Source organism: Acinetobacter sp. TSRC1-2 (genome assembly GCF_049895885.1).
Classification (GTDB): domain Bacteria; phylum Pseudomonadota; class Gammaproteobacteria; order Pseudomonadales; family Moraxellaceae; genus Acinetobacter.
In genome coordinates this window covers 125,082-138,722 of the sequence record NZ_JAFCTF010000011.1, presented here as the reverse complement: position 1 = coordinate 138,722, position 13,641 = coordinate 125,082, and the positions used below count along the sequence as shown (strand labels likewise).

The following is a 13,641-nucleotide window of genomic DNA, read 5'->3' as shown; positions in this document are numbered from 1 at the left end:
AGATCATCATTGCCACCGGTGAAGGTGCCAAGGCATCCCTATCTGCTTTCGATTACATCATTCGTTCAGGGCAATAAGTAAAAAAGCCAAAGTGGCTACGTAGACATAGACACTTTGGCTTTAATTGCCCAAGTTTTTGTTTTACCCTTTTATAGGAACTCAGGGCGCTAACGCTGAGTTCCTTTTTTTTATCACGACCCTTTCCATTGTTGTTTTAATTTTCTACATTTTTTGTTTTTGCTCTTTTTTATTCTTCTTACCCCAAGGTTATTAAGCTTAATTAAGCAAGTTTTATTCCATTTCCAAAAAAAATTAAGATTTAAATAAATTCAAGCCCTTAAACTTCTGCATCAATTGTTCCTGTGTTTCCACATGTTCAGGATGTGGAATAATGCACTCAATTGGACACACGGCTATACAAGTTTGGTGCTCGTAAAAGCCGACACACTCGGTACAGCGGTTTACATCAATTTCATACACCTTCTCGCCCTCATAAATGGCTTCATTCGGACATTCAGCTAAACACATATCACAGTTGATACATTTATCAGTAATCAAGAGAGCCATCTGGTCTGGATACTCAAACAGCTTGGTAAGCTAAAGATGAGGCTGAAATATCTGCCGTTGAGTTCGGCAAGTTACGAATTAGCAGGGCATAGTTCATATCAACATCAGCAGGCACAGGAATATCTACAATATGACCTGAACCTTTGGCGTCAATAATCAGATTGCCTTTTTTATCTTTCATTTCCGTTAAAGTAAAAGTAATGTTGCCTGAGGTTGTCATCAGCTCAAGCGAGTCACCCACCACAAAACGGTTTTTTACATCAACCTTGATGTAGTCAGCGTTACGCTCTAAAACCTCACCGACAAATTGTTGATGTTCAAAACGTGATGAACCGGTTTCATAGTTTTGATATTCACTATGTACATGACGGCGCAGAAAACCTTCGGTATAGCCGCGATTCGCCAAGCCTTCAAGCTGAGTCATTAACGATGGATCAAATGGCTTGCCCTCTAGAGCATCATCAATAGCTTTACGGTAAATCTGGGCAGTACGGGCACAGTAAAAATAGGACTTGGTACGACCTTCAATTTTCAGTGAATGAATGCCTATCTTGGTTAAACGATCGACATGCTGTACCGCACGTAGGTCTTTAGAGTTCATGAAGTAAGTGCCATGTTCGTCTTCTTCGGCTGCAAACATGTCTTCTTCATTGCGTTGTAGTAAAACCGGCTCGCCAAATTGGTGTTGTTCTAGGGCGTGTTGCTCATCGGCATCTTTGTTTTTGCAGCATGACGCATCTTTGAATGAGTCTTCAATTTGGTGAACTGGAATCATATATCCAGTTTCATCTTCAGCTGCTTGGTGAATTTTATAATCCCAGCGACAGGCATTGGTGCACGCGCCCTGATTGGCATCACGTTTGTTCATATAGCCAGAAAGCAGGCAACGACCGGAATAAGCCATACATAATGCACCATGCACGAAAACTTCAATTTCCATGTTTGGCACATTATTTTTAATCTCTTCAATTTCTTCGATTGAGAGTTCACGGGACAGAATTACCCGAGTTAAGCCTATATTTTGCCAAAACTTCACCGTTGCCCAGTTCACGGCATTGGCCTGAACCGAAAGATGTACCGGAACATCTGGAAAATGCTCATGTACCATCATGATGAGGCCCGGGTCAGACATAATCAGGGCGTCAGGTTGCATGGCAACCACAGGTTCTAAGTCACGAATAAAGTTTTTCAACTTGGAGTTATGCGGTTGAATGTTCACAACCACATAGAATTTTTTGCCCAAGGCATGCGCCTCTTCAATCCCAATTTTTAGATTGTCATGATCAAAAGCATTATTGCGCACACGTAAACTATAACGCGGCTGGCCTGCATATACGGCGTCCGCACCATAGGCAAATGCATAGCGCATATTTTTCAGTGAGCCGGCAGGAGAGAGGAGTTCGGTTACGTGTGAAATGGTCATGTCATTAAAGGCATAAAAAAATTATGGCTTTATTGTAGGGATCTGAAAAAATGATTCAACCTAGTATTTTAGTTGGGTTTTTACTTATTTTCTGCTTCAAGCTGTTTTAAAATCTGACAACTATCAATGGTTTCCGTAGTATCACAAGAGGCGCGTAGCTGGATGAGCTGTTGTTGAAATTTTTGTAATTCTATCATTTTATCAGTTACTTGCTTAATGTGTTGTTCAATCAGTTGATTCACTGCGTGACAGCTTTGAGAGGGTTGTTGTTCCAATTCAAGCAACGTTTCAATCTCGCTTAATGAAATATCTAGCGCACGACAGCGTTTAATAAATACCAGTCGTTTGAATGTATTTTCATCATAATAGCGATAATTATTGTCACCACGAAAGCTGGGTTTAAGCAGATTTTTTTTCTCGTAGAAGCGAATGGTGTCGCTACTGAGTCCTGTTTTTTGTGCTAAATCTTTAATTAAATAATATTTAGATGTATTCATACTTGACCTTGGAGTTACTCCATAGTTTTGAATAAGAATAATACAAAATGAAAGTCATTTGAATGGGAGTGATCTTATGGCGTGTAACCATTGTTGTGATGAACCCGCACCACCCAAACCGGATAGCAAATTTAGAACTGCCTTATGGATTGCATTATTGATTAATTTGGTCATGTTCTTGGTTGAATTGATTGGCGGGGCTTATGCACATTCGTCGGCACTGTGGGCAGATTCCTTAGATTTCTTTGGGGATGCTGTGAATTACGCTATTTCACTTGCAGTCTTAGGGATGAGTTTATATTGGAGAGCCACAGTCGCTTTGCTAAAAGGCATAACTATGGCTTTATTCGGTTTCGTGGTCATGGGCAAAGTTATTTATGCCTATATGCAAGGAATTCCCCCTGAAGCAATGACCATGGGATTTATTGGTGTATTGGCTTTAATTGCGAATGTCACATCAGCTGTAATTTTATATACGTTTCGTGACGGTGATTCCAATATGCAGTCGGTCTGGCTGTGTAGCCGTAATGATGCGATTGGCAATGTCGCAGTGATTTTAGCTGCGGTCGGTGTGTTTGGTACGGGAAGTCTATGGCCAGATATTATTGTGGCGGTGATTATGTCAGTACTCGGTTTAACCGCAGGCTATCGGGTGATTCAAAAAGCTTTGCTAGAACGCAAAGAAAATAAGCCTTTTACTCATGTTTCTGAATAATCAAGTTGATAAAGTAAAACACTGAGCCACTAAACTCGGTGTTTTACTTTTAGATTTAAACGAGATGCATAGGTGGAAAGTAATGGAAAATTTATACGTACAAAATTACCTTAAAACCTGCGGTGGTAGATAAATCGTAAACTTATTCGCCGTTTCAATTAGCACGCTATAGGGCTGTAACTGATCTTCAAACGAAACCAAATTCATGCGTGCCAAAAGTTCAAAACGTGCATGATGCAGTTTTGCTGGCCTAGGTTGTAGGCGATCATGCCAAACGCGATATGTACCTAATTTACCATCACGACGATGATAAAAGCCAACTAAAGGATGAGTTAAATAAACCAGATAGGTTTCTAAATCAGGAAAATCTTCAAATTGCCAAGCATCTTGCGAAGATTGAGTCAGCTGAACTTCTGAACTTGCCCATTCACAATGGGTTGTCATTTAATATTTTTGATAAAGTCCCGGTTCATCTTGTTGGCAATCGAACGAAATTACAGCCTTATGCCAAGGTAACATTCAGGCAAGGCGAGGTAAAAACACCGTCCATGAATCTAAAGTTGTTCCTAAAAACCACACACAGCGTTGTTGAGTTTCTTGATCAATTACATAAACCCGGTAATTGGTTTGTCCCATTTTAAATTTTGGAAAAGGGTAAACTGCTGAAGTAAAATCGACATCAATAAAAGGAACCACAGACATGAGCACCTTTTTTTGTCCTTGATATTGAATGGTATCTAATTTAAATCGCGTGGGAATAATGTCTTTAAAACGTGCAGGGTCAATGGCATAAGTAATTAAAGCAAAATGCTGTAATTTACAAACAACATCAATGCCTTTGGGTTCTGGACGTGGATGTAGATAATCTTTGAATTTTAAATTTTTAAAGTCGATTGCTTTAATAATCAATTATTTTTTTCTTGTTTTTATCTTGTCGAAATGCTTGAAATGAGTAAATAAAAAACCGAGGCATTGACCTCGGTTTGTTGATTCGGTGTTATTAGAAATAACACGTCATCTTATTTTTCAACGAATGCACGTTCAATCACATAATCGCCAAGAACACCCATTTTAGGGGATTCTTTTAGACCATGCTGGTCAAGCAATGCAACTACGTCGTCTAGGAACGCCGGGCTACCGCAAAGCATTGCGCGGTCAGTTTCCGGGTTGAAACGTGGTAAACCAATTTTTTCAAACAGTTGACCAGATTCAATAGCAGTGGTTACACGACCTTGAGTGTGGAATTCTTCACGCGTTACTGTTGGGTAGTAAATCAATTTGTCTTTAATACCCAGTTCTTCAAAGAATTCGTGATTTGGAAGTTCGTTTAGAATCAAGTCTTGGTAAGCCAATTCAGAGATAAAGCGCGTACCGTGAACCACAATCACTTTTTCAAAGCGTTCATAGGTTTCTGGGTCACGAATCGTTGACAAGAACGGTGCTAAACCAGTACCTGAAGAAAGAAGGTACAAGTTTTTACCTGGGTTTAAGTCGTCAAGAACCAAAGTTCCTGTCGGTTTACGGGATACTAAAATATCATCGCCAACTTTTACTTTTTGTAAAATAGAAGTTAAAGGACCATCTGGCACTTTAATAGAGAAAAACTCTAGCTCTTCTTCATAGTTAGCGCTAGCAATAGAATAAGCACGCATTAAAGGCTTACCATTTACTTCCAGTCCAATCATCACAAATTGACCATTTTTAAAACGTAACGCAGTGTCGCGAGTGGTTTTAAAACTGAATAATGTGTCATTCCAGTGGTGTACGTGAGTAATCTTTTCGACGTTGAAAGCAGCCATTAAAGGTCTCAATAAATTATCAAATTAGAACAGCTTACTATTCTAATCTAAAAACATTCTCGATAAACTGAATATATTTAATTGACCTTATCAGAAAAAGTGATTATGACTGAGATTAAAGTGCCAATAATCGGGTATATGAATTCTCCTTACCATGAAAAATTTGGCATCCCTAGACAGCCAAATTTGGTTCAGGTCGAATCTTATATTGAAATGCTGGAACCGTATAATGATTTACTTGCATTTGAGGGGATCGGTGAATTCAGTCATTTGTGGCTCATCTGGCAGTTCCATGATAATAAAAATCAACAAGATAACGCAAAATTTCGCCCACAAGTCCGTCCACCGCGTTTAGGTGGGAATCAGAAAATAGGTGTGTTCGCGACACGCAGCATGTACCGTCCTGCACCCATGGGTTTGTCTGTGGTTCAACTCAAAGAAGTGAGAAAAGTCGGTAAGTCAGTTCGGGTCTATGTCACAGGCAGTGATTTGTTAAATGGTACACCCATAGTCGATATTAAACCTTATATTCAATATTCAGATGCAGTACTGGATGCAGAGAGTGGTTATGCACAGGATGAACCTGCACGAATGCCGATTATTTGGACAGAAGTAGCAGAACAGCAAAAGCAAGATTTAATCAAATATCAAAAGTTGGAGCATCGAATTGTGAATGAACTGGAACAGGTTTTATCGCTCGATCCAAGACCGGCTTATCAAAATGATCCTGAGCGTATTTATAAAATGAATTTCGCCCATTTTGATGTCAGTTTTAGGGTGGGACTGGCTTCCATCACTGTGACAGAAATTGTTGAACTTTCAGCTTAAGGCTGTAGCATCCACCAAAGCATACCCATTAAAACGGTCATATGTAGAATTTGTACAGGGGCAAAATAAAGTGCAAATTTCAACCCACCGCTGATGGCTGCATTAATGGATTTAGAAACCGCATGAGCGCTTAAACCTAACATCATTGCATACACTAAGCTGGTGTTTGTGGGTTCACCTTGAATCACTACAGCGGCCGCAGCGGCATGAATTTCAAACAGTGAAGCCAGGAGTGTACCTGCAATTAAACCGGAATCACCGAGTAAAAGCTCTAAGCCATACACGCCAGCCTGAATAATGGTTAAAGTCACTGCAATAATCGCGGCTTCTTTTAAGCTAAACATGGGACTATCTTCAGGTTCTATTTCTTCGACAGGTTCTGCTTTACGTAAAAGCCAGTAAGCACACAGCGCTAAAATAGCGATAGCAATGAGCGAGGGAAATATCAGTAATTTTAGCCAAGTTAAAGAGACACCGCCTACCACAATGAATAACAGTAGCAAAGTTGAAATACAGGACATCAGTGCTGCGCCGGCATTTGATCGGGCATCGACCCCTTCGTTACGTACTTGCATGCCTAAATGCGCAATCGTTGCGGTACTGGATACAAATCCCGAAGCAATTGAAGAAAGAATGAGTGCTCTTTTTTTTGAAAGTAAGCGTTTAGCAATATGTGCCAATGCTTGAACAACAAGAATCAGGGTAAGCAGTTTTAAAATAATATGCGGATTAAGAACCGCGTCCCATAAAGGGGTATTGGGGGTGAGTGGTAGACCAATTAAAATCAGTGCCAGTAAAAATAAACCATCTTTAAATTCTGCTTCAGTAATCCATTTCCCTGCAAAACCGTGAATCGAATGTTTCATCATTAAAATAAAGGTAAGTATTACGGATAAGCTTGCAGCCAGTGTGACATTCCAAATACACAATGCGCCAATAAAATAGGTCATCACGAAAGCCAGTTCAGTGGTCACTCCTGGATCTTTTAGCTGATTTTTAAGCGAAAAAATACTAATTGCAGCCACACTAATTGCACCTACAACCCCAAAAATAGGTCCAAAGATAAAGCATAGCGCGCCGAGTAATGCACAGATCACAAATGAGCGAACTCCGGCAAAACTATGCTGGTTTTCACGTTGTTTGCTGCGTTCACGTTCTAAACCAATCAGCAAACCACAGCCTAAAGCCGCTGCCATAATCATCAGCAGTTCTTGAAATGATGTGCTTTGCAGTGACGGATCGAGCATATTATTCAAAAGGTTCATCCAAGTGCTTGTATGGAAAGGTGGGCTGCTTACTTAATCAGCATATTTAGCATTATTCGCTATAAATCAGTGAAAGTAAAAGCTTCATAGTTGCCAAAAAAGTTATAGTTTTCATCTGAATGACCGATAAGAGGAATCAGGTTCGTAAAAAGCTGAAGGATATCTTTTTCTAAAACTGATTTAAGTCAGATGAAATTTAGTTTGCTATAGTGTGCTTAGGTTTTGGGGCGTAGAACAATGAATTTTAATTTTGAAATGGACACGTCTTGGTGTCTGGAACAACTACAAAAAGATGGACGTATTACCGAGCGTAACAAGCTACTGATACAAACCACACACCGTCAACGTGAACAGCTGAAATGGCATCCCTTACAGTGGATTGCACATTTTAATTTGGTCGATCTGTCCCATCCGCAATCTACCTTAACCTTAAACCGTTTGTGTCAGTGGATTGCAGAAAAAGCCAAGATCCCTTTTTATATTATTGATCCTTTAAAAGCCGATGTTGGTGCTTTGACCAATATCATGTCGCAAGAATTTGCCGTGCGTAATAAAATTTTGGCGGTGGAAATTCAGCCAGACAAAGTCCTGATTGCAACAGATCAGCCTTTTAAAACTGAATGGGTGGCCAATCTTGAACATACAATTGCACCCAAAAAAATTCAGCGTGTTTTATTAAGCCCCGATCAATTACAGCGCTATCTGGTCGAATATTACCAAGTCAGTCGTGCGGTTAATTCATCACAAAAATCTAGTGCTTATGATCGTGATAACAAAGGTGTGGAAGCGCTTTTGCAATTGGGCGATACGCAAAACCCGGATGCCAATGATCAGCACATTGTAAAACTGGTCGATTGGGTGTTGCAGTTTGCTTTTGAGCAAGGGGCGAGTGATATTCATCTCGAGCCGCGTAAAGATGCCGGAAAAGTACGTTTCCGAATAGATGGGGTGTTACATACTATTTATAAAATGCCGGCCAATACACTGACCGCCGTGATTTCGCGAATTAAAATTTTAGGTCGCATGAATGTTGCGGAAAAACGCAAACCTCAAGATGGTCGATTAAAAACCCGCACTCCAAAAGGCCAAGAAACCGAGTTGCGTCTATCGACTTTGCCGACTGCTTTTGGCGAAAAATTGGTGATGCGTATTTTTGACCCGGAAGTATTGGTACGCAGTTTTCAACAACTGGGTTTTGAAGGGGGCTTGCTGAATGATTGGCGGGCGTTAACTGCACATAGTCACGGGATTATTCTGGTGACTGGACCGACCGGTTCGGGCAAAACCACAACATTATATTCTTCGCTTAAACAGCTGGCGACTGAAGAAGTCAATGTCTGTACCATTGAAGACCCGATTGAAATGCTTGAACCGAGCTTTAACCAGATGCAGGTCAATCAAGGCATTGATTTGGGTTTTGCTGATGGCGTGCGCGCTTTAATGCGTCAGGATCCTGACATTATTATGGTCGGGGAAATTCGTGATCATGATACGGCCAATATGGCGATTCAAGCAGCATTAACCGGTCACTTGGTGCTATCCACGCTACATACCAATGATGCACCATCGAGTTTGACCCGTCTGCATGATTTAGGCGTGCAGCCATTTTTAACTGCAGCGACCATTTTAGGGGTGTTGGCACAACGTCTGGTGCGAAAACTTTGCTCTCACTGTAAAGCAGAAACTTTTATTAATGAGCAAGAGTGGAAGCATTTGACCTATGACTTTACGATAGAGATGCCAAGCTTTGTATTTCAGGCAGTCGGTTGTGAGGAGTGTCGTCATACAGGTTACAAAGGGCGTATCGGTATTTATGAGTTTATGCCTTTAAGTTTGGAGACCAAGCAATTGATTGGTGCAAATGCCAATCTAAATGAATTACGCCAGCAAGCCAAGAAAGAAGGGGTTGAACCCCTGCGAATTGCCGGTGCGCGTAAAGTTCTGGATGGATTGACCACTTTAGAGGAAGTATTACGCGTAGTTCCTTTGAATTAAGGAATTTTTTGAAAATGATTTTTTGAAAATGAAGCAATCTTAAGATTCACCTCATCTTGATTTGTTTTAATCACTTTATCGAAATGATGAACAAAAAGATGAGGGTTTCACTATGAACATGATCTCAAAAGCAGCTTTAATTACTGGTTTGGTCGGTGCATCTACTTTTGCTTTGGCAAATACCGCAATCAATCAAACGGCTATTGCACCTACAACGACCACTTCGGTTAAACAGGCTCTAAGCCTGAAAGATAATACAAAAGTGCAGCTTAAAGGTTATGTGGTGAAAGCGGTTGGTGATGAAAAATATCAGTTCCGTGATCACACTGGCACCATTACGGTCGATATCGATGACGAGTTATGGCAGGGTAAACCTATAAATGCCAAAACTTCATTGACGCTGATTGGTGAAGTCGATATTGATTATAAACCTGCAAAACGTGTTGAAATTGATGTAGATGCGGTTAAATTCTAAGTCGGTCACTCCACGAAATAAAGCTATAGACGGCTAAAGTTCATATCTCCTTTTATATTTCTTTTAGAACCACATGAGTCATTCATGTGGTTTTTTTGAATCAAGCGCCTTTTAAAGCATGCTATGTTAAAAGCGAATCATGCCAAATACTTGAGAACAACATATGCGAATCTTACTGGCAGAAGATGATGCTTCCCAAGCAGAGAGCATCAAAACCTGGTTAGAAATGGATGGTTATAATATTGATTGGGTGGAACGTGGCGATCATGCCATTTTAGCCATTGAGCAGCATCAGTATGATTGTGTCTTGCTCGATCGCGGACTACCTAAAGCTACGGGCGATGAGATTCTCAAAACGTTACGAGCACAGCAGCAACAAACCCCTGTGATTTTTATCACTGCGCGGGACAGTATTCATGACCGTGTTGAAGGTCTGGATTTAGGTGCCAATGATTATCTGGTCAAGCCTTTTAGTCTGGAAGAGCTTTCTGCACGTATACGTTTGCAATTACGACAGCATCAAAGCGGTGCTGGACAAGATTTACGTTATGCAAATCTGGTGTTAGATCCGCAAGCCAAAACCCTGATTCAAGAGGGTCAAACCATCAATTTAACCGCCAAGGAATTTCAGATTTTGCATAAACTGATGCAAAAACCTGAACATGTGATGACCCGTGAGCAACTGGAAGAATCACTCTATGCCTGGGGCGATGAAATCGAAAGTAATGCCATAGAAGTGTTTATCTATCAATTGCGTAAAAAGATTGGCAGCCAATATATCAAAACCATTCGTGGTTTAGGCTATCGCATGAGTCAAGATTAATATGTCACAAGCCGTGTCTCTACAAAAAAAACTAATCAAGACATCGCTATACAGTTCAATGGTGGCGGGGATATTGGCATTGCTGCTTTTTGCGGTAATTTCGCTATATCAGACCATGCAAGTGCAAGATCAACTCATGAATGAAATTGCAGACATGCTGTTAATTTCGGATGTGACGATCAGTTCAGGGCAACAGGTGGATGAACTCAGTGATGAATTTGATATTCAATACCAGTTAAAAGATCAGCAACAGGTGCTGACCGAATCAAAAGATTTCCATTTAGAGAATCAATCTTCAAAGCTTCAAAATAACGCCTCTGAAGGTTACGGTTTTATTTGGCAAGACCAGCAATTGTGGCGCATATATACAGCGGAAAATGCTGAACTGAATATGTCGGTATTGCTATTACAACCCATAGGAGAACGTTTTAAAGATTTGGCTCAAAATGTCATGGGCTATGGCCTGATATTGGTTTTGCTCTGGTTGATGCAGTGGCTGATTTTACATTTTGCAGTAAAACGTCAATTTAAAGTGATTCATCAATTGTCCAAAAATATTGCTGAAAAAAATGCTGATGATTTGGCACCGATTCAGCAGCAAACACCCGAGTTAAAAGAATTACAACCGATAGTCTGGCAACTCAACCAATTATTGCAACGATTAAATCAATCGTTGGTCGCAGAGCAGCGCTTTACTGCGGATGCTTCACATGAATTACGTTCGCCGTTATCTGCTATTCAAATGCGTTTGCAGGTATTAAAACGTAAATATCCAGATTTAACTCAGGACTTGGTCAGTATTCAAAACGATGTCACCCGTGGCATACAAGTTTTAGAAAACTTACTTTTACTTGCACGTTTAGATCCCACTAATATCAGTCAATTACCAAAAACTGAAATTGACTTGCAGGTGATAGTAAAAGATGTTGTTCTGGCCTTACAACCCTTTGCTACCGAGAAAAATATTCAGATCCAGACTCAGTTTTCCCCCAATCTTTATATCACTGTAAATGAAAAACTTATTTTTACTTGTATACGAAACCTGATGGATAATGCGATTCGATATGTTGGGCAAAATGGCCATGTATTTATTAATGTGCAACAGCAGCATCAAAAGCTAACGATGACGATTGAAGATGATGGGCAGGGTGTGACAGGAGAGGTCTTGCAACGTTTGGGCGAACGCTTTTATCGTGCTTTAGGTACAAAAACTCAAGGTTCAGGTTTAGGACTTTCGATTTGTCAGAAAATTATTGAATTGCATGCAGCCGAAATGCATTTTTCTCAATCCAGTCATGGTGGATTAAAAGTTGAGCTGCAATTTCCGGTGAATATCCACCGCTAAAAAGCAGTATGTTTGTGTACATACTGCTTGTTTCCACGAATATTATTAATTGGCTTGTTATGCTTTTATTTGGTTAGAATCAGTCGATTGTTACGGGTTAAACGCAAACGGTATTCTTCTCCAGCATGCATAATTCGAATTTCTCGGCCCAAGGAAAATAAGTTGTTCGAGTGCAACATTGGTAGTGAGTGTGCTACATCATTATTACGGGTAAATAAGCTAAATGGCGCGTTCATTCCGTCGACTCCGTGGTATATAGTGAACGTTTTAAATGATAATCATTATCGAATAGACCTGTCAATCAATTATTTAAGATTTTATAAAAAACCTAAATTTGCTTACACTCTGTAATATTTTCACGCAAAGGAGTACGGAATGTCGAAACCTACGATTCACGTTGCAATTGCAATCTTGTTGCATCAGGACAAGGTACTTGTAGGATGGCGTGAAGCAAAACAGCATCAGGGGAATAAGCATGAATTTCCAGGCGGGAAAGTTGAGGAAGGAGAAAGCCCTTTAGCCGCCTGTCGCCGTGAAATTTATGAAGAGGTGGGTATTGGGCTGCAGGACTGGCATGCTTTTGATGTGATTCGCCATGAATACGATGATGTGATTGTCAATTTGCATTTATTTCATGCCATCGTACCGACTGCGCTATTGAATGAAATTCAACAGCCCTGGACGTGGTACAGCCGTGATGAATTACTGAGTTTAAATTTCCCCAAAGCCAATCAAGCCATGATCAAGCGCTTGCATTGGGCACATCAGATTAAAATTTCAGATCAGTTAAGTGCATTAAACCAGTTGCACTTAGACCAGTTGATGTATTGGCGTGTTGAGGGTACTCAGGCACAGATCATTGAAATTTCAGGCTTAAGTGTTGAACAATTATCTAAACTGATTGTGAATATTGATCTTTATCAACAGTTAAATTCAATTCAACAGCAAGCCATTTCAGCCATTCATTTGAAACAGTCGCAAGTGCTGTCCTTGATGCAAGGCGATTTAATTATCGGTAAGCGTTATATCGCGGCTTGTCATGATTTGGTTTCAATGACTCAGGCACAGAAAATTGGTTGTGATGCAATTCTGTTAAGTCCAGTAGTCGCTACAGAAACGCATCCAGAGGCTCGAGCATTAGGGTGGGAGCAGTTTAAAGTCCTTGCTTCACAAGTCGAAATTCCTGTTTTTGCTTTGGGCGGTATGCAAGCGGGTGATTTGCCAGAAGCTCAGCAGCAGGGGGCTTATGGAATTGCGGGTATTCGATTTTTATAAAATGTAGAATTTATAAACTACACAATGAGATGTATTGAGTTAGGCTTTGACGTCTCAATACATCTTAAAAGTTATAAGCCTTTTAATGCTGTTTGTGCTTGTTGAATGGTTTTTGGGTCTTTTTGCTGTTGTGCAGCTTTCAAAATAGCTAACCAGAGCTGTTTCTTCATTGCATTACTTTGCGCATAACTCAGCCCACGTTGCGCCAGAGCTTCAGCATTTGCAGGTTTATTTTTCTTGTTCGCCACCAAGGCCAAATATAAATAAGTCTCGGCAGATTGGGGAGCCAAGCGCTGTGCTTGGAGTGCCGCAGCTTCAGCTTGATTCCATTGACCTTGTTGATAAGCAAGCTGAGTTTTTTGCATGAGTTTTTTAAATGCGGGAAGTTTTCGGCCATCATCAAATTGTTGCCTGCTTCTTTGCTCAGGAATCACCACCTGCATTTTTTTACGTTGAATTTCTTCACGGTCATAAGGGGTAATGACCACACCAGAAGGAGTTTTAATTTCCTTCTTTTCAGAAGGCGGTGTGGGTTCTGTTTTGTTAGCCTCGGGTGTTGGCAGGCTTTGACAGCCAACCAAACCTATTAAACCTAAACCAATCACACACAACTTATACATGTTGAATCGAAGCT

Annotated in this window: 16 protein-coding genes and 1 pseudogene; 8 read left to right on the top strand and 9 right to left on the bottom strand. The window is 40.5% G+C overall.

Going from position 1 to position 13,641, the window contains the following annotated elements:
• Positions 1-77: pseudogene (locus ACP69Y_RS12460) on the top strand (FAD-dependent oxidoreductase); the annotation flags it as partial.
• Positions 78-312: 235 nt separating this feature from the next.
• On the opposite strand, the gene ACP69Y_RS12455 reads toward ACP69Y_RS12460, so the two are convergent.
• The 3 genes from ACP69Y_RS12455 to ACP69Y_RS12445 all read right to left on the bottom strand — a co-directional run bounded on the left by ACP69Y_RS12455 (position 313) and on the right by ACP69Y_RS12445 (position 2,487).
• A complete protein-coding gene (locus tag ACP69Y_RS12455) occupies positions 313-567 on the bottom strand; it encodes a YfhL family 4Fe-4S dicluster ferredoxin (protein ID WP_425918679.1) in 255 nt (84 codons plus the stop codon).
• Positions 568-580: 13 nt separating this feature from the next.
• Positions 581-1,990, bottom strand: coding sequence for a tRNA 5-hydroxyuridine modification protein YegQ (gene yegQ / locus ACP69Y_RS12450; RefSeq protein WP_425918678.1), 1,410 nt, complete (start codon positions 1,988-1,990; stop codon positions 581-583).
• Between the two features lie 80 nt (positions 1,991-2,070).
• Positions 2,071-2,487 (bottom strand): Cd(II)/Pb(II)-responsive transcriptional regulator, encoded by a 417-nt coding sequence (locus ACP69Y_RS12445; protein ID WP_425918677.1) that lies wholly within the window; start codon positions 2,485-2,487, stop codon positions 2,071-2,073.
• Between the two features lie 76 nt (positions 2,488-2,563).
• Between ACP69Y_RS12445 and ACP69Y_RS12440 the strand changes: the two genes are divergently transcribed.
• Positions 2,564-3,202, top strand: a complete 639-nt coding sequence (locus ACP69Y_RS12440) for a cation transporter (RefSeq protein WP_425918676.1) — start codon at positions 2,564-2,566, stop codon at positions 3,200-3,202.
• A 105-nt stretch (positions 3,203-3,307) separates the two neighbouring features.
• Here ACP69Y_RS12440 and ACP69Y_RS12435 read toward each other — a convergent pair whose 3' ends face one another.
• The 3 genes from ACP69Y_RS12435 to ACP69Y_RS12425 form a co-directional block, all read right to left on the bottom strand.
• Entirely contained in the window at positions 3,308-3,646 is a 339-nt protein-coding gene (locus ACP69Y_RS12435) for a hypothetical protein (RefSeq protein WP_425918675.1), read from the bottom strand.
• Between the two features lie 75 nt (positions 3,647-3,721).
• Positions 3,722-4,111 (bottom strand): DUF2071 domain-containing protein, encoded by a 390-nt coding sequence (locus tag ACP69Y_RS12430; protein ID WP_425918674.1) that lies wholly within the window; start codon positions 4,109-4,111, stop codon positions 3,722-3,724.
• Between the two features lie 110 nt (positions 4,112-4,221).
• Complete coding sequence (locus ACP69Y_RS12425) at positions 4,222-5,001, bottom strand: ferredoxin--NADP reductase (RefSeq protein WP_067724336.1); 780 nt, start codon at positions 4,999-5,001, stop codon at positions 4,222-4,224.
• A 105-nt stretch (positions 5,002-5,106) separates the two neighbouring features.
• Here ACP69Y_RS12425 and tsaA point away from each other — a divergent pair, with 105 nt between their 5' ends.
• Entirely contained in the window at positions 5,107-5,829 is a 723-nt protein-coding gene (gene tsaA / locus ACP69Y_RS12420; protein ID WP_425918673.1) for a tRNA (N6-threonylcarbamoyladenosine(37)-N6)-methyltransferase TrmO, read from the top strand.
• On the opposite strand, the gene ACP69Y_RS12415 is transcribed toward tsaA, so the two are convergent.
• Positions 5,826-7,094: an MgtC/SapB family protein gene (locus tag ACP69Y_RS12415; protein WP_425918672.1), complete on the bottom strand. Its 1,269-nt coding sequence runs from the start codon at positions 7,092-7,094 to the stop codon at positions 5,826-5,828. The genes tsaA and ACP69Y_RS12415 overlap by 4 nt on opposite strands.
• A 237-nt stretch (positions 7,095-7,331) precedes the next feature.
• Here ACP69Y_RS12415 and ACP69Y_RS12410 point away from each other — a divergent pair, with 237 nt between their 5' ends.
• The 4 genes from ACP69Y_RS12410 (at position 7,332) to ACP69Y_RS12395 (ending at position 11,732) form a co-directional block, all read left to right on the top strand.
• Positions 7,332-9,089, top strand: a complete 1,758-nt coding sequence (locus ACP69Y_RS12410) for a GspE/PulE family protein (RefSeq protein ID WP_425918671.1) — start codon at positions 7,332-7,334, stop codon at positions 9,087-9,089.
• Between the two features lie 112 nt (positions 9,090-9,201).
• Positions 9,202-9,564, top strand: coding sequence for a NirD/YgiW/YdeI family stress tolerance protein (locus ACP69Y_RS12405; protein WP_425918670.1), 363 nt, complete (start codon positions 9,202-9,204; stop codon positions 9,562-9,564).
• A 163-nt stretch (positions 9,565-9,727) separates the two neighbouring features.
• Entirely contained in the window at positions 9,728-10,387 is a 660-nt protein-coding gene (locus ACP69Y_RS12400) for a response regulator transcription factor (RefSeq protein WP_425918669.1), read from the top strand.
• Between the two features lies 1 nt (position 10,388).
• Positions 10,389-11,732 (top strand): sensor histidine kinase, encoded by a 1,344-nt coding sequence (locus tag ACP69Y_RS12395; protein WP_425918667.1) that lies wholly within the window; start codon positions 10,389-10,391, stop codon positions 11,730-11,732.
• Between the two features lie 65 nt (positions 11,733-11,797).
• Here the strand turns inward: ACP69Y_RS12395 and hemP are convergent, their stop codons facing one another.
• Positions 11,798-11,968, bottom strand: a complete 171-nt coding sequence (gene hemP / locus ACP69Y_RS12390; RefSeq protein WP_081406229.1) for a hemin uptake protein HemP — start codon at positions 11,966-11,968, stop codon at positions 11,798-11,800.
• Positions 11,969-12,107: 139 nt separating this feature from the next.
• Here hemP and ACP69Y_RS12385 point away from each other — a divergent pair, with 139 nt between their 5' ends.
• Complete coding sequence (locus ACP69Y_RS12385; RefSeq protein WP_425918666.1) at positions 12,108-13,007, top strand: NUDIX domain-containing protein; 900 nt, start codon at positions 12,108-12,110, stop codon at positions 13,005-13,007.
• 71 nt (positions 13,008-13,078) lie between these two features.
• On the opposite strand, the gene ACP69Y_RS12380 is transcribed toward ACP69Y_RS12385, so the two are convergent.
• On the bottom strand, positions 13,079-13,627 hold the full coding sequence (locus ACP69Y_RS12380; protein WP_425918691.1) for a tetratricopeptide repeat protein: 549 nt from the start codon (positions 13,625-13,627) through the stop codon (positions 13,079-13,081).
• Positions 13,628-13,641 lie beyond the last annotated feature (14 nt).

What these genes read in the sequence shown, in the direction of transcription:
- yegQ (WP_425918678.1), bottom strand. Translation starts at nt 1,990, where the DNA reads ATGACCATTTCACACGTAACCGAACTCCTCTCTCCTGCCGGCTCACTG.
- ACP69Y_RS12385 (WP_425918666.1), top strand. Translation starts at nt 12,108, where the DNA reads ATGTCGAAACCTACGATTCACGTTGCAATTGCAATCTTGTTGCATCAG.
- ACP69Y_RS12440 (WP_425918676.1), top strand. Translation starts at nt 2,564, where the DNA reads ATGGCGTGTAACCATTGTTGTGATGAACCCGCACCACCCAAACCGGAT.
- ACP69Y_RS12415 (WP_425918672.1), bottom strand. Translation starts at nt 7,094, where the DNA reads ATGAACCTTTTGAATAATATGCTCGATCCGTCACTGCAAAGCACATCA.
- ACP69Y_RS12395 (WP_425918667.1), top strand. Translation starts at nt 10,389, where the DNA reads ATGTCACAAGCCGTGTCTCTACAAAAAAAACTAATCAAGACATCGCTA.
- hemP (WP_081406229.1), bottom strand. Translation starts at nt 11,968, where the DNA reads ATGAACGCGCCATTTAGCTTATTTACCCGTAATAATGATGTAGCACAC.
- ACP69Y_RS12380 (WP_425918691.1), bottom strand. Translation starts at nt 13,627, where the DNA reads ATGTATAAGTTGTGTGTGATTGGTTTAGGTTTAATAGGTTTGGTTGGC.
- ACP69Y_RS12455 (WP_425918679.1), bottom strand. Translation starts at nt 567, where the DNA reads ATGGCTCTCTTGATTACTGATAAATGTATCAACTGTGATATGTGTTTA.
- ACP69Y_RS12425 (WP_067724336.1), bottom strand. Translation starts at nt 5,001, where the DNA reads ATGGCTGCTTTCAACGTCGAAAAGATTACTCACGTACACCACTGGAAT.
- ACP69Y_RS12435 (WP_425918675.1), bottom strand. Translation starts at nt 3,646, where the DNA reads ATGACAACCCATTGTGAATGGGCAAGTTCAGAAGTTCAGCTGACTCAA.
- tsaA (WP_425918673.1), top strand. Translation starts at nt 5,107, where the DNA reads ATGACTGAGATTAAAGTGCCAATAATCGGGTATATGAATTCTCCTTAC.
- ACP69Y_RS12405 (WP_425918670.1), top strand. Translation starts at nt 9,202, where the DNA reads ATGAACATGATCTCAAAAGCAGCTTTAATTACTGGTTTGGTCGGTGCA.
- ACP69Y_RS12410 (WP_425918671.1), top strand. Translation starts at nt 7,332, where the DNA reads ATGAATTTTAATTTTGAAATGGACACGTCTTGGTGTCTGGAACAACTA.
- ACP69Y_RS12400 (WP_425918669.1), top strand. Translation starts at nt 9,728, where the DNA reads ATGCGAATCTTACTGGCAGAAGATGATGCTTCCCAAGCAGAGAGCATC.
- ACP69Y_RS12445 (WP_425918677.1), bottom strand. Translation starts at nt 2,487, where the DNA reads ATGAATACATCTAAATATTATTTAATTAAAGATTTAGCACAAAAAACA.